Origin of the sequence: Chromobacterium sp. Panama, assembly GCF_003052555.1 — a bacterium.
In the GTDB taxonomy this organism is placed as follows: domain Bacteria; phylum Pseudomonadota; class Gammaproteobacteria; order Burkholderiales; family Chromobacteriaceae; genus Chromobacterium.
This window is the reverse complement of record NZ_QARX01000001.1, coordinates 5,009,090-5,026,309: the sequence shown is the minus strand read 5'-3', so window position 1 is coordinate 5,026,309 and position 17,220 is coordinate 5,009,090. Positions and strand designations below refer to the sequence as shown.

At 68.1% G+C, this 17,220-nt stretch carries 17 protein-coding genes; 2 read left to right on the top strand and 15 right to left on the bottom strand.

The genetic code is table 11. The annotated features are described in order from the left end of the window. Nucleotides 1-28: 28 nt before the first annotated feature. The 13 genes from DB032_RS22620 to DB032_RS22550 all read right to left on the bottom strand — a co-directional run bounded on the left by DB032_RS22620 (nucleotide 29) and on the right by DB032_RS22550 (nucleotide 13,891). Nucleotides 29-637: an aminodeoxychorismate/anthranilate synthase component II gene (locus tag DB032_RS22620; RefSeq protein ID WP_107801436.1), complete on the bottom strand. Its 609-nt coding sequence runs from the start codon at nucleotides 635-637 to the stop codon at nucleotides 29-31. After that, entirely contained in the window at nucleotides 628-2,145 is a 1,518-nt protein-coding gene (locus DB032_RS22615) for an anthranilate synthase component I family protein (protein WP_107801435.1), read from the bottom strand. The genes DB032_RS22620 and DB032_RS22615 overlap by 10 nt, the downstream gene beginning before the upstream one ends. Continuing rightward, a complete protein-coding gene (locus tag DB032_RS24485) occupies nucleotides 2,139-4,904 on the bottom strand; it encodes a 3-deoxy-7-phosphoheptulonate synthase (RefSeq protein ID WP_199225967.1) in 2,766 nt (921 codons plus the stop codon). Before DB032_RS24485 ends, DB032_RS22615 begins: the two co-directional genes overlap by 7 nt. A gap of 113 nt (nucleotides 4,905-5,017) precedes the next feature. Further along, entirely contained in the window at nucleotides 5,018-6,217 is a 1,200-nt protein-coding gene (locus DB032_RS24480) for an iron-containing redox enzyme family protein (RefSeq protein WP_199225966.1), read from the bottom strand. A 76-nt stretch (nucleotides 6,218-6,293) separates the two neighbouring features. Further along, the gene (locus DB032_RS22590) at nucleotides 6,294-7,475 is read right to left on the bottom strand and encodes an MFS transporter (protein ID WP_107801434.1); all 1,182 of its coding nucleotides are present in this window, start codon (nucleotides 7,473-7,475) and stop codon (nucleotides 6,294-6,296) included. Nucleotides 7,476-7,497: 22 nt separating this feature from the next. Then, nucleotides 7,498-8,565: a 2Fe-2S iron-sulfur cluster-binding protein gene (locus tag DB032_RS22585; RefSeq protein ID WP_107801433.1), complete on the bottom strand. Its 1,068-nt coding sequence runs from the start codon at nucleotides 8,563-8,565 to the stop codon at nucleotides 7,498-7,500. A gap of 10 nt (nucleotides 8,566-8,575) precedes the next feature. Continuing rightward, nucleotides 8,576-9,097 carry a 1,2-phenylacetyl-CoA epoxidase subunit PaaD gene (paaD, locus tag DB032_RS22580; protein WP_199225965.1) on the bottom strand — a complete coding sequence of 174 codons (522 nt, stop codon included), beginning with the start codon at nucleotides 9,095-9,097 and terminating at the stop codon, nucleotides 8,576-8,578. Beyond that, nucleotides 9,094-9,864, bottom strand: a complete 771-nt coding sequence (paaC, locus tag DB032_RS22575; protein WP_158274401.1) for a 1,2-phenylacetyl-CoA epoxidase subunit PaaC — start codon at nucleotides 9,862-9,864, stop codon at nucleotides 9,094-9,096. The genes paaD and paaC overlap by 4 nt, the downstream gene beginning before the upstream one ends. Continuing rightward, the gene (paaB, locus tag DB032_RS22570; protein WP_019104274.1) at nucleotides 9,861-10,142 is read right to left on the bottom strand and encodes a 1,2-phenylacetyl-CoA epoxidase subunit PaaB; all 282 of its coding nucleotides are present in this window, start codon (nucleotides 10,140-10,142) and stop codon (nucleotides 9,861-9,863) included. The genes paaC and paaB overlap by 4 nt, the downstream gene beginning before the upstream one ends. After that, nucleotides 10,135-11,097, bottom strand: a complete 963-nt coding sequence (paaA, locus tag DB032_RS22565; RefSeq protein WP_107801430.1) for a 1,2-phenylacetyl-CoA epoxidase subunit PaaA — start codon at nucleotides 11,095-11,097, stop codon at nucleotides 10,135-10,137. Before paaA ends, paaB begins: the two co-directional genes overlap by 8 nt. Nucleotides 11,098-11,100: 3 nt before the next feature. Further along, nucleotides 11,101-12,843 (bottom strand): class I adenylate-forming enzyme family protein, encoded by a 1,743-nt coding sequence (locus tag DB032_RS22560; protein WP_107801429.1) that lies wholly within the window; start codon nucleotides 12,841-12,843, stop codon nucleotides 11,101-11,103. A gap of 111 nt (nucleotides 12,844-12,954) precedes the next feature. Next, nucleotides 12,955-13,386 carry a carboxymuconolactone decarboxylase family protein gene (locus DB032_RS22555; protein WP_019104277.1) on the bottom strand — a complete coding sequence of 144 codons (432 nt, stop codon included), beginning with the start codon at nucleotides 13,384-13,386 and terminating at the stop codon, nucleotides 12,955-12,957. Nucleotides 13,387-13,450: 64 nt separating this feature from the next. Next, nucleotides 13,451-13,891: a MauE/DoxX family redox-associated membrane protein gene (locus tag DB032_RS22550; RefSeq protein WP_107801428.1), complete on the bottom strand. Its 441-nt coding sequence runs from the start codon at nucleotides 13,889-13,891 to the stop codon at nucleotides 13,451-13,453. Between the two features lie 109 nt (nucleotides 13,892-14,000). On the opposite strand from DB032_RS22550, the gene DB032_RS23985 reads away from it, so the two are divergent. Continuing rightward, entirely contained in the window at nucleotides 14,001-14,195 is a 195-nt protein-coding gene (locus tag DB032_RS23985; protein WP_146176771.1) for a hypothetical protein, read from the top strand. Between the two features lie 231 nt (nucleotides 14,196-14,426). Further along, complete coding sequence (locus DB032_RS22545) at nucleotides 14,427-15,182, top strand: glycoside hydrolase family 16 protein (protein WP_233246767.1); 756 nt, start codon at nucleotides 14,427-14,429, stop codon at nucleotides 15,180-15,182. Between the two features lie 77 nt (nucleotides 15,183-15,259). On the opposite strand, the gene DB032_RS22540 is transcribed toward DB032_RS22545, so the two are convergent. Beyond that, nucleotides 15,260-16,054 carry an N-acetylmuramoyl-L-alanine amidase gene (locus DB032_RS22540; protein WP_107801426.1) on the bottom strand — a complete coding sequence of 265 codons (795 nt, stop codon included), beginning with the start codon at nucleotides 16,052-16,054 and terminating at the stop codon, nucleotides 15,260-15,262. Nucleotides 16,055-16,202: 148 nt separating this feature from the next. Continuing rightward, nucleotides 16,203-17,177 (bottom strand): DUF6396 domain-containing protein, encoded by a 975-nt coding sequence (locus DB032_RS22535; RefSeq protein ID WP_158274400.1) that lies wholly within the window; start codon nucleotides 17,175-17,177, stop codon nucleotides 16,203-16,205. Nucleotides 17,178-17,220: the final 43 nt, after the last annotated feature.

Sequence of the window (17,220 nt, the reverse complement as noted above, 5' to 3'; positions counted from 1 at the left end):
GGGCGGCCCTCGCCGCCCCTTGTGTGGGTCAGACGGCTTCGGTTTCCGCTTGCGCGGCGCACTCCGCCAGCCGCAGATAATTGCCCAGCATGCTGAGCCCCTGTTCGGTCAGCACCGATTCCGGATGGAATTGCAGGCCGTGAATGGGCAGGCTGCGGTGGCGCAGCGCCATGATCTCGCCCCGGCCGCCGTCGGCGCGCAGCGCCCAGGCGGTGGCGACCAGCTCCTCCGGCAGCGCGTCCGCCACCAGCGAGTGGTAGCGCGCCACCTTGAGGCCGTCGGCCAGGCCTTCGAACAGGCCCTCGCCGTCGTGATGGATGCGCGACACTTTGCCGTGCAGCACTTCGTCGGCGCGGCGCACTTGCGCGCCGAAGGCGGCGGCGATGCACTGGTGGCCCAGGCAGATGCCGAGGATGGGCAGGCGGCCGGCGAAGCGGCGGATCGCCGCCAGCGACACCCCGGCCTCGGCGGGCGAACAGGGTCCGGGCGAGACGATCAGCGAGCGCGGCCGCAGCGCTTCCATCTCCTCCAGGCTGATCTCGTCGTTGCGCCTCACCATGATGTCCGCGCCCAGCATGCCCAGGTACTGCACCACGTTGTAGGTGAAGGAATCGTAGTTATCGATCATCAAATGCATATCGCCTCCTCTTGCCGCGCCGCCGCCGCGGCCAGCTTGGCCGCCAGCAGCATCAACCGGCTTTTTTCCAGGGTTTCCTGCCATTCGCGCTCGGCCAGCGAGTCCTGCACCACGCCGGCGCCGGCCTGCACGTGCAGCCGGCCGTCTTGCAGCACACCGGTGCGGATGGTGATGGCCTGATCGGCGTTGCCGCGCCAGCCGATATAGCCGATGGAGCCGCCGTAGACGCCGCGCGAATGCGGCTCCAGCTCGGCGATCACTTCCAGCGCCCGCACCTTGGACGCGCCGCTGAGGGTGCCGGCCGGGAAGGTGCTCTTGAGCACGTCCAGCGCCTGCGCCTGTTGCGGCAGCTTGCCGGACACGGTGGAAACGATGTGCATGACGTGGGAGAAGGGCTCCACGGTCAGCAGTTCGTCCACTTGCACGCTGCCCAGCTCGGCCAGCCGGCCCAGGTCGTTGCGCGCCAGGTCCACCAGCATCATGTGTTCGGCGATTTCCTTGGGATCGGCCAGCAGTTCGCGGCGCAAATCCTGGTCTTCCGCCGCGTCCGCGCCGCGGCGGCGGGTGCCGGCCATGGGCCGGCTGGTGATCCGCTCGTCTTGCTGGCGGAACAGCATTTCCGGCGAGGCGCCGACGATCTGGGCGTCGCCCAGATTGAGCAGGTAGCGGTAGGGGGTTTCGCCCAGGCCCGACAAGGCCCGGTACAAGGTGGGCGCGTCGGCGGCGAAGGGCTGGCTCATGCGTTGGGACAACACCACCTGCATCACGTCGCCGGCGGCGATGTAGTCCTTGATCCGGCCCACCGCCTGCTGGAAGTCCTCGCGCGCAAAGGCGTAATCCAAGGCGGGGTCCGCCGTCGCGTCCGCGGCGAAAGCCGGCGGCGGCGCGGACGGCTCCGCCAGCAGCGCGCGGGTTTGCTCGCACAACCGCAGCAAGCGCTGTTGGCCGCGGGCGTAGCCGGCCGCCTCGGTAGATTCGTGGACGATGCAGTAGACGCTGGCCTGCTGGTGGTCCAACACCAGCAAGTCCAGGCTCAGCCATTGCAAGGCGTCCGGCAGCGCCAGCCCGGAGGGCTTGCGCGGCTGGCGGCGCAACCGCGGCTCGATCAGGCGAGTGGTTTCGAAGCCGAAATAGCCGAACAGGCCGCCGGAAAACGGCGGCAAGGCGCTGAAGTGCGGCGCGCGCCAGCCTTGTTGCAGCTTGGCCAGCTCCGCCAGCGGGTCCGCGCACTCCAGTTCGCGCAGCAGCTGGCCGTCGCGCCAGTGGCGCAGCCGGCCCTCGTCCAGCTCCACCCGCTCGCGGCAGGGCAGGCCGATCACCGAATAGGCGCGCTGAAACGCGCCGTCCCGCCAGTGACCGGTTTCAAACAGATAGTCCTGGCCCTGGTTGGCCAGCGCCTGGTACAGCGCCAGCGGGTCCGCGCCCGCCGGCAGCGGCAGGGTCCGCCACAGCGGCGCCAGGCTGAAGCCGTGGTCGCCGTAACGCAGAAACGCCTCTTCGCTCAGCATACTTTTTCCTCCTTGCGCTCCGCCTGCTCTCGGGCGGCCAGCTGCGCCATCGCGCGCCGGTCCGGCTTGCCGTTCTTGTTCAGCGGAATCTCCTCCAGCGCCAGCACCAGCGCCGGGCGCTTATAGCTTTCCAGATGGGCTTCCAGCGTGGCGTGCACCAGGCGCACCAGCGCCTCGCTGTCGTCGCCGGCGCGCAGGATCAGCGCCGGGCGGGCTTCGCCGTCGCGGTCCGGCGCGGCCACCACGTAGGCGTCGCCCAATTCCGGCAGCAACGCGGCCAGCAGGTTTTCGATTTCCACCGGCACCACCCAGCGGCCGAACACCTTGAAGCGGTCGTCCTCGCGGCCGTGGAAGCTCAGATAGCCGTGCTCGTCGCGGCTGAACAGATCGCCGGTGCGATACCAGCCGTCCTGGAAGCGCTCTTGCTCTTCCTGCGGACGCCGCCAGTAGCCCAGCGCGCGGCTGGGCGCCTTGACCAGCAGCACCCCGCATTCGCCGGCCGGCGCGTCCCGGCCGTCGGCGTCGACGATGCGCGCCTCCCAGCCCGGCAACATGCGGCCGACGCTGCCGGCGCGCAGCGCGTCCGGATAGCTGGTGGCGAACACATGGCACATTTCGGTGGCGCCGATACCGTCGTGCAGATCAAAGCCGAAACGCTGACGCCAGCGCCGCGCCAAAGGCGCGGACAGCGGGGCGCCGGCGGAGAAGGCCAGCCGGATCGCCACGTCGGACGGCTCCAGGCCGTGTTCCAGCAGCAGCCGGTACAGGGTGGGCACGGCGAACAGCACGGTGGGGCGGAACTGGCGCAGCACGCCGGCCACGCGTTCGGCCGACGGCCAGGCGCCGTCCAGCACGCCGCAAGCGCCCAGATACAGCGGGAAGAACAGGCTGTTGCCCATGCCGTAGCCAAAGAAGGATTTGGGCACCGAGTACAACACGTCGTCCGCGCCCAGCCGCAGCTGGCCGGCGGCGAAGTGCGAGCACACCGCCAGCATGGAGCGGGCGCTGTGCACCACGCCCTTGGCCTGGCCGGTGCTGCCGGAGGTGTATTGGATCAGCGCCGGCGCGTCTTCCGGCTGGCGCGCGAAATCGTCCCAATCGTCGTCGGGGCTGTCGCCGGCCAGCCATTCCAGATGAGCGCCGGCGTCCAGCAGCCGCAGCTTGGCCGCGGCCGGCCACACCGCGATCTGCGAGGACTGGCCCAGGCACAGCGCCGGAGCGGCGTCGGCCAGCAGGTGGTGGAGCGAGGCGGCGTCCAGCCGCGGATTGGCCACCACCGGCAAAGCGCCCACCGCCAGCGCGGCGTAAAAGGCCACTGCCAGCTCCGGGCCGTCGTCCAGCGCGATCAGCACGCGCTCGCCGGCTGCCACGCCTTCGGTTTGCAGCCAGGCGGCCTGACGGCGCAGCGCGCGGTTGAGCTGGCGGTAGCTGAGGCTGAAGCCGGGGCCGACGAAGCAGAGCCGGTCGCTGTCCGGCCGGCTGGCGGCCAGGCGCTCGGCCAGATTGATCAGCGGTTCCGGCGCGGCGACGTCTTGCGCCGGCCGCGCCGCCGCGCCGGAGGGCTGGGTCAGCGCGGCGATCAAGCGGTCTGTCAGCGCCAGCGCCTGGCGCGGATTGAGCCGCGGGTCGCAGCTGCTGTGGTAGGCGCGGCCCAGGTCTTCCTCGGCCAGCGCCTCCGGTCCGCCCAGGCATTCGGTCACGTCCAGGGCGCTCAATTCCAGGTGCACGCCGCCGGCGTGGCTGCCGCATTCGCGGTGGGCGGCGAGGAAGGCCTCCACCTCGGCCAGGATGTCTTCATAGCGCCGGGTCTTCACGCCGTTGGCCGCTTGCACGCCGTTGCCGTGCATCGGGTCGCACAGCCACAGCACTTGGCGGCCTTCCGCGCGCACCGCGTCCAGCAGCGCCGGCAGGCGCTGGATCTGCGCCGCGCCGAAGCGGGTGATCAGGGTCAGCCGGCCGGCCTCGTTGTCCGGGTTCAGCGCGTCGATCAGGCGCAGCAGTTCCTCGCGCTCCATGCCGGGGCCCACTTTGACGCCGACGGGATTGTTCACGCCGCGCAGGAATTCCAGATGCGCGCCGTCCAGCTGGCGGGTGCGTTCGCCCACCCACAGGAAGTGGCCGGAGCCGCAATACCAGTCGCCGCGCTCGTCCTGCTGCAGCTGGGCCTGTTCATAAGGCAGCAGCAGCGCTTCGTGGCTGACGTAGTAGCCGCTGTCGCGCGGCGCGGCCTCGCGGTCCAGGCCGCGCAGATAGTTGAGGCTGGCGGCGGCGTGGAAATAGGCGGATTCCAGCCGCTGCGGGTCGTGGGCGCGCGCGGCGGCGGCGAATTCCACGCCGTTGATGATGTCGCCGCGATAGCTGGGCAGGCTCAATCCGCCCAGCGCTTCCTGCGGCTGGCTGCGCGGCTTGGCGTACTGGCCGGCGATGCGGCCGATGCGCAGCACCGGGCGTTGCAGCGCCTGGCCCAGGTCCGCGGCCATGCGTTCCAGCAGGCGGTAGTGGCCGCCCAGCACGTCCGGCCGCAGGCCGGCGAAGCGCTCGGCGCAGTCTCCGGCCTGGATGACGAAGCCCTCTCCCCGCGCCACGCCGGCCAGCGCGGCGCGCAGCCGGCGGATTTCGGCGGAAGGCACCAGATTGGGATAGGCGCTCAGACGCGACAGCACGGCATGCAGCGCGGCGCCGTCGTCGTAATCGGGCATTTGTGTGTGCGGTTTCGCCTGCCAGCTGCTTGGGCTCCAGGCTTTGGATAGTGTCAGCATCGTGATCTCGTTTATCGGGTGCTGATTGGGAAAAGCCCGCCCGGCAAGAGCCGCTTGCGCCGGGCAAGGCTGGCGGGCCGCGCCGCCCGGGGGGCGGGAGACGCGGCCGGGCTTCAGGCGCTCAGTTCCTCGCGCAGCGCGATGCCGCCCAGGTTCTGCAACAAGGGCGCGTTCTCGCAGGCCAGGTAGACGCACTCCTCCGCGCCGGTGTTGACGTGCTGGTGCTCGGCCCAGACCGGCACGTAGATGGCGTCGCCGGCGCGCCACGGCACCTGGCGGTCGCCGATGCGGGAATAGCCCTGGCCCTGGGTGACGTAGATCACCGTCTCGTAGTTGTGGCGGTGCAGGCGGGTGGACTCGCCCTCTTCCAGCCGGCCTATGGTCAGGCTGATGGTGCGGCTGGGCAGATCGACGATGTGCACCTTGTGCTTGCGCTCGGAGGAGAAGGCCTGGTCGCCGCCCTGGCTGGCCGCCATCACCTGCTCGTGGCTCAGCCGCGCCGGCAACTGGGCCTGCAACTGGCTGGGCACGCGCCAGAAATCGGCGGAGGAGAAATGGCCGGCCGGAGCCGCGGCGGGCGCGGCGGCCGGCTGCGCCTGGCAATGCGCCCAGATGGCGTCGAACATCGCCACGCGGCGGGCGATCAGCTCGCGGCCCACGGCGATGGCCTGCTCGCGGCGCGCGTCCTGGTCCAGGGTCAGGCGCTGCATGATGGCCAGCATGGTCAGCGCGTGGTCTTCGTCTTCCTCGATGTGCAGGCTGAAGAACTCGGTGGCGTCCTCGCCGAAGCCGTGGTGTTGCAGCGCTTGCAGGATGGGGCGGTAGATCAGCGGCACGATGGCTTCCGCGCCCAGGCACATCGCGGCCAGGCCGGCCAGCGCGTCCGAGGACTGGCAGTGGCCCATCATGGTGTCCACCATCGCCAGGGTCTGCGGCAGCGGCGCGTGCGAGGCCGGCGCGGCGCCCACCACGCGCAAGGTGCGCTGGAACATTTCCGCGTGGGTGATGGCGCTGCCGCCGTCCACGCCCATTTCCTCGCGCATGTTTTCCATCAGCGCCATCACGTCGGCCGGGTCGCTCAGCTGGCCCATCAGCGCGCACAGATAGCGGGTGAAGTGGCGCGAGTAATGACTGTGCTGAACCAGCAGGGTGCGCACGGTGGCCAGGCTGGCCTCATTGCGTTCCAGCGCTTGCAGCAGCGGGTGTTCCACCAGGCCCTGCAGGTCTTCTTCTTTCAGCCAATCGGCCCAGATCAGGCTCATGCCTGCGATCAACGGGGTCTTGCTGCCGCTTTTTTCCAACAATGCTTCCATGTCCATCTCCCAATCGAAGTGTGCGGTTCGCGGCGCGGAAAGCGCCGCGGCGTCCAGGTGTTGCGGTGTTGCGAAATCAGGCCCGGGCAAAGCGCAGCGCCGGGTTGCGCCAGCTCAGGAACAGCAGCCCGGCGGCGGCGCAGCCGGCCGGGAACAGATACATGCCGGCCCAGCCCAGCCGGTGGATGGCGATGCCGCCCAACCAGGAACCGAGCGCGGCGCCGAAGAAGAAAACCGTCATGAACAGGCTGTTCAGCCGTGAGGCGGCGGCGGGGTCTATGCCCAGCACCCGGCCCTGGGCGATGGTCTGCACCGAGCGCACGCCCAGATCGGTCACCATCAGGAAGATCACGATCATCAGCACCTGGCTGCCCAGCCAGACGCCGGCCAGCGAGGTGGCGGCGATGCCGACGCCCAGCAGCGCGATCACGCCGTGCCAGTCCAGCCGGCGCTGCAGCCATTGCGCCAGCCACGGCGCGCGCAGCGCGGCGATGGAAGTGAAGGCCAGCAGGCCGGTCTGGCCCGCGTTCCAGTTCAGGGTGGCGTGGGTCAGCGAGGACAAATTGGCCCAGATGCCGTTGGAGGCGGCGAAGAAGCAGGCGGCCACCAGCGCCAGCCGGCGCAGCTCCGGCAGCTTCAGCCACAGCGCGCCCTGCTGGCTCAGCATGCGGCCGTAGCGCAGCTGGCCGGCCAGCGGCACCTCGCCGATGCAGCCGCGCAGCGCCAGGCCGATGACGAAGGTCAGGGCGCCCACCGTCAGATAGATGCCGCGCCAGCCGATGTGCTCGCCGCCCCAGCCGGCCAGCACCCGCGCCAGCAGCAGGCCGGCGAACAAGGAAGTGAGCAGGCTGCCCACCACCCGCCCGCGCTGCTCCGCCGCCAGCGCCTTGGCGCTGTAGGCCAGCAACAGCTGGCCAGCGATGGACAGCAGGCCGGCCAGGCCGCACAGCAGCACCATCAGCCACGGCGACGGGGCGATGCCCACCAGCAGCAGCACCGCGCCCAGCGCCAGCATGGTGGCGGGGATCAGCCGGCGCGGCGCGATCATGTCGCCCAGCGGCAAGCCCAGGATCAGGCCGGCGCCGTAGCCGAACTGGGTGGCCACCGACAGCCCCCACAGCGAGTCCGCGGACAGGCCGAAGGAGACGGCGATCAGCTGCGTCATCGATTGGTGGTAGACCACCGCCGCCACGGAAAACCCGGTGGCCAGGCAATAGAGGGTCAGCGCCCAGCGGGACAGGGCGTTTTGAGAGGTCATGATGTGTGTCCTTAGGCGCGGATCAGTCGAATGACAGCGCCAGTGTTGAAGTCAGCGGGCGGCTGCGGCAGCTGAGCACATAGCCGGCGGCCACCTCCTCGGGCGCCAATGCGTGCGGCGCCTCCATGTCCACTTCGCCGGCCAGCACCTGGCAGCGGCAGGTGGCGCAAACGCCGGCCTTGCAGGAATAGCGCGGCGTGACGCCGGCTTGCAGCAGCGCGTCCAAAAGGTTGTCCACCGGCGCGCCCAGTTCCACCTGGCGCTGCATGCCGTCCATCCTCACCGTCACCCGCACCCGCTCCGGGCTGTCCGCCAACGCGCGCTCGGCGCGGGCCGGACCGGCGGCCGGGGCCGCGGCGTAGTGTTCGCTGCGGACGCGTTCCGGCGGCAGGCCGCTCTCGCTCAGCGCCTGGCTCACCGCCGCCATCATGCCGGCCGGGCCGCAGACGTAGGCGTGGTCGATGGAGGCCGCCGGCAGGCAGCCGCGCAGCAGCGCCAGGCAGCGCTCGCGGTCCAGCCGGCCGTTGAACAGCTCGATGTCCTGCTCTTCCGCGCTGAACAGATAGATCAGGGACAGACGCGCCGGGTAGCGGTCCTTCAGCGTCGCCAGCGTTTCGCGGAACTGCAGCGAGGCCAGATTGCGGTTGCAATAGACCAGGGTGAAGCGGCTGAGCGGCTCGCGCAGCAAGGTGGCCTGCAGGATGGACAAGACCGGGGTGATGCCGCTGCCGGCGGCGAAACCGGCGTAATGGCGGGCCGTTTCCGGCGCCGCCGGCAGGCCGAAGCGGCCGGACGGCGGCAAGGCCTCCAGCATTGCGCCCGGCCCCAGGCTGGCGTGCGCCCATTGCGAGAAGCGGCCGCCGGCCACCCGCTTGATCGCCAGCTGCAGCTTGGGCGCGTCCGGCGCGTTGCACAGCGAATAACTGCGGCGCACTTCCTCGCCGTCCAGCCAGGCGCGCAGGGTCAGATGCTGGCCCGGCTCGTGGCGGAAGCGGTCGCGGTGTTCTTCCGACGGCTCCAGCGTCAACAGCAGACTGTCCGGCGTGTCGCGCTGGATCTCGGTCAGCTGCAAAGGGTAAAACTGCGGCATGACGGCTTCCTCATAAACTCTTGAAGTGCTCGAACGGATTGCGGCAGGCCTCGCACTGGTACAGCGATTTGCAGGCGGTGCCGCCGAATTCGCCCTGCGGGCGGGTGGCGTCGGAACCGCAGCGCGGACAGGACACCCGCGGCGCGGCGACGGCGACGAAGCTCAAGCGCTGCCAACCCGGCTCCGCCGGCAAGGGCGGGGCGATGCCGGCGGCGCGCAGCTTGGACCGGCCGCTTTCGCTGAGCCAGTCCGTGCTCCAGGCCGGATGCAGCCGCGTTTCCAGCCGCACCGCCTCCACGCCCCGGTCTTGCAGGGTCTGGCGGATATTGCTGTCTATCTGCGCCTTGGCCGGGCAGCCGCTATAGGTGGGCGTCACCACCACGCGCAGCGCGTCGTCCTCCCAGCGCACGTCGCGCACGATGCCCAGGTCCACGATGGAGACGTAGGGCATCTCCGGGTCCGGAATGCCGGCCAGCCATTCCCAGACGCGCTCGGTGCCGCTTTGCACCTCCAGGCCGTGCACCCGGCTCACCAGCCGGCTCCCGGATGGGCGCGGGTCAGGAACTGCATCTCCATCAGCAGGGCCACCAGCGCCTCGCCGTGCGCGCCGCGCTTGCCGCCGCTGACCGCCGGCGCCGCGCGCGGCGGCTCCAGCGTGGCCGCGGCCAGCACTTCGTTGACGTAGGCCAGCCATTCCGGGTACAGCGCGGCCAGATCGCAACCCACGCCCTGGGCCAGCATCGCCTGCTCCAGTTCGTCCATCTCGAACAATTCGCCCACGTAATGCCAGCAGCGCTCCAGCGCCAGCCGGCAGAACTCGCGGCTTTGCCGGCTGCCGTCGCCCAGCCTCACCACCCAGCCGCTGCTGCGGCGCAGGTGGTAAGTGGCCTCTTTCAGCGCCTTGGCGGCGATGGCGGCCACTTCCGCGTCCGCCGAATCCGACAGCTCGCGCAGCAGCAGGCAATGCCAGCTGTCGAACAGGAACTGGCGCATCTGGGTGTCGGCGAAATTGCCGCGGGTCAGCTCCACCAGCAACACGTTGCGGAAGGCCTGGGCGTCGCGGCCGTAGGCCAGATCGTCCTCGCTCTGCGCCGGCGTCAGCCCGCGGCCGGCGGCGTCCAGCCACAGTCGCGCCTGGCCCAGCAGGTCCAGCGCCACATTGCTTAGCGCCAGGTCTTCTTCCAGCGTCGGCGCGTGGCCGCACCATTCGCACAAGCGCTGCGACAGGATCAGCGCGTTGTCGCCCAGGCGCAGCAGGTATTCCGCGCGCAGGTTTTTCAATTCCGGATGCAGGGTCACAGGTGTTGCACTCCCTCTGGCACCTCGTAATAGGTGGCGTGGCGGAAGCCCTTGTCCGCCGCGGTCTCGAACCACGGCGCGCGCTCCACCTCGCCGCTGCTCACCAGATCTTCGGCGGCCACCAGCCACAGGCTGACGAACTCGCCGCGGCGGGTGAACACGTCGCGCGCGTGCTGCAGCGCCATCGCCGCGTCGCTGGCCTGCACGCTGCCCACGTGGCGGTGCGCCACGCCGTTCTGGCTGCGCGCGAACACTTCCCACAGCTTCCACTCATGCATCTCGTTCTCCTTGCGGCCCCGCCGCCAGCTTGGCGGCGTGGCAGGCGGCGGCTTCTCGCACCCAGGCGCCCTCGTCCCAGGACCGGCGACGGCTGGCGAGACGCTCGCGGTTGCACAGGCCCTGGCCCCGGATCACCCGGTTGAATTCGTCCCAGTCGATGCGGCCGATCTCGTAATGGCCCGTGTCCGGGTTGAAGCGCAGATCCGGATCCGGCACCGTCAGGCCCAGGTGCAGCACTTGCGGCACGGTCTGATCGACGAACTTCTGGCGCAGGGTGTCGTTGGAATACAGCTTGACGCCCCAGCGCATCGAGCGCTGCGAGTGCACCGAATCCTCGTCCGGCGGGCCGAACACCATCACCGTCGGCCACCACCAGCGGTTGAGCGCGTCCTGCGCCATCCGCCGCTGCGCCGGCGTGCCCTCCGCCAGCCGCCGCACCAGATCGAAACCCTGGCGGTGGTGGAAGCTCTCCTCCTGGCAGATGCGCACCATGGCGCGGGCGTACGGGCCGTAGGAACAGCGCGACAAGGGCACTTGGTTGACGATGGCGGCGCCGTCGGTCAGCCAGCCGATCATGCCGACGTCCGCCCAGCTCAAGGCCGGATAATTGAAAATATTCAGATACTTGGCCTCGCCGGCCAGCAGCTGCCCGTAAGCCTGCTCCCGGCTCAGGCCCAGGCTCTCCAGCGCGCTGTACAGATACTGGGCGTGGCCGGCCTCGTCCTGCACCTTGGCCAGCAGGATGCATTTGCGGCTGAGGCTGGGCGCGCGGGTGATCCAGGCGCCCTCCGGCAACATGCCCACGTATTCGGAATGGGCGTGCTGCGCCATCTGCCGCTGCAAGGTGCGGCGGTAGGCCTCCGGCATCCAGTCCTGCGGCTCTATCTTCTCGCCGCCGTCTATCCGCTGTTGAAACGCCTGCTCCAGCGCTTCCAGGTGCTCCGTCGTCGCCATCGGTCAGCCTCTCAGGTAATCCAGCAGGCTTTGCGGCTCCGCCGCCGCCTCCGGCTGGCGGTCCAGGGACTGGTTCCAGCGCAGCGCGCTGAACACCTCGCGCAGGCCGTCGTCGTAATCGCGCTGCCAGCTCCAGAACTGCTCGCGCGCCACGCGCTTGAGCACCTTGCCGGTGGAGCCCACCGGCAGCGCGTAATCGTCGCCGAGCACGCCCACGCACACGGTGTAGTCCGGCAGCGCGCCGCGGCCCTTGAACGGGAAGCAGTCCAGCGCCTGGCGCAGCACCTCGTCCGCGTCCAGCGCCGCGCCGGCCTTGCCGCGCGCCAGCACCAGCACCGCCTCTTCGCGCGTCGGCCCGCGCGAAACGCCGATCACGCTGACGTCGAACAGATCCGCATGACTCAGCAAATGCTCTTCCAGCAGCAAGGTGTAGGCCGGCTCGCCCAGCGGCGTCGGCACCGCGTCCACGATGCGGTCCAGGTGCACGAACTCGCCGTTGTCCAGGCGCAGGCCGATGTCGCCGGTCAGCCAGTAGCCGTTCAGCGTGGTCAGCGCGGTCAGATGCGGCTGGCCGTAATAGCCCGGCGTCACCGTGGGGGAACGCACGCCGATATAGCCCGGCTGGCCGTCCGGCAACAACTCGCCCTGCGGGGTGAGCACGTCACAGCGCGCGTAGGACGCCGCCGCGCCCACGGTGCGCTTGCTGGCCACCTGTTCCGGCGTGGACACCTTGAAGAACTGCGACATGCCCAGCTCGGACGCGCCGAACATATCGGTGAAGCGGCCCCGCGGCGCCAGGCGCAGCAGTTGGCGGATATGCGCCTCGTGCGCGGTGTCGCCGGTGTTGTAATAACGGCGCACCGAGTCGAAATAGCCGTCCGGCAGGTTCAGTTCCGCGAAGGAGGCGTAAGTCTGCGAAAACGCGGTAACGATGGTGGGCTGGAAGCTGGCGATCAGATTGGCCGCCACCTGGCCGGTTTGCGTCGCCAGCGCCAGCGCCGGCAATTGCAGCATGGTGGCCGTCATCAGATAGCTGACGCCGGCCGCGTGGGTGGGCGGCATCGCGGTGGCCAGCTTGTCCTCGTCTTGCTCGACAAAGCCGCGCAGGCGCTCGCGCTTGCCGTTGAAGAACTGCGCGTGGCCAAACAAGACCGCCTTGGGAATGCCGGTGGTGCCGGAGCTGTGGCACACCATCACGATGTCCTCGTCCTTCACCGCCGCCGGCCAGCCGGAGGCCGGCAGCGGCGCCAGCGCCACCGCCGCGCCGGCGTTGAAGCCCGCGTCCAGCGCGGTGAGGCCGCGCAGCGCGCCGGCCAGGTCCCAGCGCGCGTCGGTTTCCTTGTCGTAGACGAACACGTCGAAGCGGTTGCGCTGCGCGTACAGCGCCGCGATGTCGGCGCGCAGATGGCCGTTGATCAGCACCGGCACGCAGCCCAGGCTGCCCAGCGCCAGGAAATGCAGGAAGGACGGTATGCCGTCGCCCAGGAACAAGCAGACATGCCGCCCCGCCTGGATGCCCTGCTGGCGGTACCAGGCCGCCAGATCGCTCACCAGATGGAACAGGCTGTCCAGGGAAAAGGACTGATAGGCGTTGCCGCGCGGGCCGATAAAAGGCTTTTCCAGGAACAGATAGTCTTCCCGGCTGCCGCCGTAGGCGGCGTGGGCCTTGAACAGGAAATTGCCGGCGCCCAGTTCCGGATCGTTGAACAGCGCGTCCCAGGCTTGCTTTTTAATCAGGTGGTCCATGTCGGTGTGTGTCTGCTGGCGTTGGTTTAGCCCGCCGCTTGCGGCCAGGCGGGTGGGTGGACTGTCTGCGAGCCCGCTCGCGCTCTCGCGAGCGGACCCCTGGTCAGGCGCTTACTGGCGCATGCCGACGGCGAGCCGGTTCATGCCGTTCATCAGCGCAATGGCGAAGGTCAGATCGGAGATCTCCTGGTCGCTGAAATGCGCTTTCAGCGGCAGATAGGCGGCGTCGTCGGCGTGGCTGTCCACGACATAAGTCAGCGCCTCCGCCCATTCCAGCGCGGCCTTCTCGCGCTCACTGAACTGGGCGCTGACGCGCCAGCCGGCCAGTTCCGCCAGACGGCGGTCGCTTTCCTCGCGCTCGCGCAGAGCCTTGGTGTGCATGTTCAGGCAGAAGGAACAACCGTTGATCTGGGACACGCGCAGATAGATCAGCTCGATCAGCGGCAGGCCCAGCACGCTCTTTTCCAGGCCCTGCTTCACCAGGCGGAAGCCCTGCAGCAGTTCCGGGGACAATTCGTAATAAGCAAGACGCAAGCTACTCATGATCAACACTCCTAAATTTGGATAAGGACAGGAAGCGGGCGCGGCCCGGCCGCGCCCGGAAACTTCAGACGCGGCGCGCGCCCGGCGCCGCTTCCAGCGAACTGGCCAGGTACACCAGCGCGGCGCAGGCGGCGCAGGTGAGCACGCTGAAATTCAGCGACAGCTTCAGGCTCTGGAACGCGGCCATGCTCAGGGCGAACACCAGCAGCAGCGCCGCGCTGATCCAGGCGGAGGCGCGCAGTTGAACGCCCAGCAACAGGGTCACGCCCAACACCGCCTCCAGCACGTTCACCGCCCAGGCCAGCACCGGAATCAGACCGGCCGGCGCCCACGGGCACAGCTTGGCCACATGGCGATAGAAGTTTTCCATCGTTCCCCAGGACACCCCCAGTTCGCCCATATGACCCCAGAAGCCGAAGCGATCCGCCACCGCCGACAAAAACGCCGCCGCCAATGCGAACCGGGCCAACAGCAACACCGCCTTCCAGGCGCTTTCCTTTTGCATGCCTAAACCTCCCAATCGATATGGATGCCAACCCGCGACGGCGCGCCGTCAAGTTATGCAATATGGATTGCACTGTAATAGACATACTCGATACGCATAAGGGACAAGAATGAATTTTCCGACCATGACAAAGCGCATGAAGGCATTTGGAAACTGGAAAGACGGCGCGCGGATCGCCAAGCGACAAACCGCGCAAACCATTGAAAATAAAAGTAGATTCAATAGAGACAAGATCGCGCGGGACGGCGCCGCGCCGACGCCCGCGCCGCGGGGACATGACCCCGTCGCCGCCCGGCGGGCATGACCCCGTCCGCGCCGCCGCCTGTCCGGACGGACAGCCTGGCTCGGCAAAAACACCCTTTACCCGCCGCCCCCGCCGCGCTTAAATGACAGGCTTATCCACAACGAAGAGCCGCCGACAACACCTCGCGGAGAAGCTGAGCCAAGACGTGCCGACGCAGAAAACGAAGTTTCTGCGAAGCTACAGCACCCGTCGTACGACCAAAAGGCGGACGCAGGATCAGGGGTTTTGTTCGTGGATCTAAAGGCACACACCATGCGCCGCTTCCTGCTCCCCCTCCTCGCCGCCGGCCTGACCCTGGCCGGCGCCGCCCAAGCCAAAACCCTGAATTTCTCCGGCTACGTCTGGGAAGTCCGCAACCAGATCCAAAGCGGCCCCGGCCCCAACGACTGGGACGAGAACAACGCCTGGGTGGACGCCCAGGGCCGGCTCCACCTGAAGATCGCCCAACGCGGCGGCCAGTGGAGCAGCGCCGAGGTCTACCTGCCTCAGCGGCTGGGCTTTGGCCGCTACCAGTTCAAGCTGATAGGCCGGCCGGACCTGTTCGACGACAACATCGTGCTGGGCCTGTTCAACTACCCGACGCCGGACGTGGGCCCGGACGCCAGCAATGAAATCGACATCGAATTCGCCCGCTGGGGCAACCGGCAAAACCCGATGGGCAACTACACCGTCTACCCGGCCGTGCCCGGCCCCAAGCCCACCTCCTACGCCTTTGAACCGCACCTCAACGGCGACTACAGCACCCACCGCTTCAACTGGAACGCCAGCCGGGTGCTCTACCAATCGCTGCACGGCCACCAGGACGGCGACCTGTATGAAATGGCGCGCTGGAACTTCGCCCCGGCGGACCCCACGCGCCTGGTACCGCAGCAGCCGCTGCCGCCCCACATCAATCTGTGGCTGTTCCAGGGACGGCCGCCCAAGGACGGCAAGGAAGTGGAGATCGTGATCAAGGAGTTCTCCTTCATCCCGGCCGCCGCCAAATAAGCACGCAGCGGCATTTTCGCGGCGACAACGACAAAACCCGGCCTGGCGGCCGGGTTTCTCACTGAATACAAGATTCGTCAAAGCTTGATCAGGGCCAAGCGCTTAGGCCAATAACGCTCCAGCAAGGCGAACAGAATGGCCGCGGTCTCCACGTCCATCACCCCGCGGTAATCGCTGGCGCGGTAATGCATCTGGAAGGCGCGCACCAGGGCGGCGAAACCGGCGTCGCTGCCCGCCGCCGCCGCCTCGTAGCCGTAATGCTTGAACGCCTCCAGCATCTTCTCCCGGCCGGGCAAGCCCTGCTGCTGGAACTGCCGCGCGTATTTGCGCTGCGTCTCCGCCTCCGGCCACGCGCCCACCCCGGCCAGGTGCAGCTCCCGCCACGGGAACATCGGCCCCGGATCGCTCTTGCGGCCCACAGCGATGTCGGAATGGCCCAGCACATTCACCGGGCTGATGTCCGGATAGCGCGCCAGGATGTTCCGCGCCAATTCCGTCACCGCCGCCACCTGCTCCGGGTGATAGGGCGGAAACACCATGCCGCCCTTGTCCTCCCGCGCCAAGTTGACGATTTCCACGCCGATGGATGAATCGTTCAGATTGCTGCGGCCATCCCAGGCACTGGCGCCGGCATGCCAGGCGCGGTCGTTCTCGTCCACCAGATTGAACAGATTCATCTGCTTGAAGCCGGCCTGCTGATAGCTGGGGTCGCAAGGGTCCGGCGCCAGATAATGCGCGCTCACCTGGCCGGAACCGGTCAGCGCCTTGATGGAACCGGCGAAGTCCAGCGCGGTGTAATGCAGGATCAGGAAACGGACGCGTTTGTTGAAGCCTTGGACCGAGCGATAGGTATTGAACAGGATGGGCGTCATGAAGAATCTCCAGGAGGGGAATGGGAAGGGATGCGGCCGGCCAGACAGCCGGCACATAAAGTCTGAGTCCCCCCGGCCGCAGGGGTTCGGCGGGGGTGACGGGCGTCAGTTCAGCGCGAACGGGCCGCGACCCGCTGCAAAACCGGCGTCAATCGCGCCCCCCGCCCGGCGGCCGTCCGGTCTTAGAGTCCAGGCCCTTGGCCGCGGCCAGCTGCTTCATCAAGGCTTCCGACGGTTTTTCCGGCGGCACATTGGCCTTGAACGCCTCCAGCCACTTGAGCTTGCCGTCCCAAGCCGGCAGCGGGGCCGGCGGCAGCGGCACGATCTCGTCCAGTTCCGGCACCTTGGGGTGGGCGTAGGAGTAGTCGCTTAACACGCCCATAATGAGTAGATAACGTCGCCGCCGCTCATCGTCCTGTTTTAACCCCAGATCATCCCACTGTTTATTCTCTTCAGTGATGGGACCAAAAGCATTTCCCAAATTCAACGCAGAAGTTGCATCCCCCGATCTGATAGCCAATTGGAAAAATTTTACTGCTTCAGAATTAGTTTCACCCTGCATTTGAACTGCATACTCCTTCGCAGCCTTTCCATGCCCCTGCTCCCCTGCGCACTTCAACATCTGAGTCCCAATAGCAAAGGGTCCTGGCTGCGCAATCGTCAAACCCGTCAGCTTGTCCCCCACCAGATACTGCGCCTCCGGGCTGCCCAGGTCCGCCGCCTTGCGGTAGTAGCGGTTGGCCAGCTCCTCGTCCTGCTTCACGCCGTAGCCGGCCTTCAGATAACGCCCCATATCGTAGTAGCCGCCGGGAATGCCGCGGTCTATCAGCTCCTGGGTCAGGTCCAGCGTTTCCTTGACCGGGTCGTCGCTGCGCGCCGTGCCCCGCCCTATCATGTCGCGCAAGTCCAGATTGGCCTTGTAATGGCCGTGAGCCGTGGCGATGCGGTAATAACGCTCCATCTCCGGGAAACGCAGCGGGTCTTCCTTCTCGATCTGGTTCTTCTGCAACCAGCGGGCGTAGCGGTATAGCTGCTCCGCTTCCGGGGCCAAGGCCGGCAAATGGTCTTTCTCATACGCGCAGTTGAAGGCCAGCTTGGCTTCGACTGCTTTCAAATCAGGCACGGAACGCTCCTTGGCGCCGCAGGCGGCCAGAGCCCCCAACAGC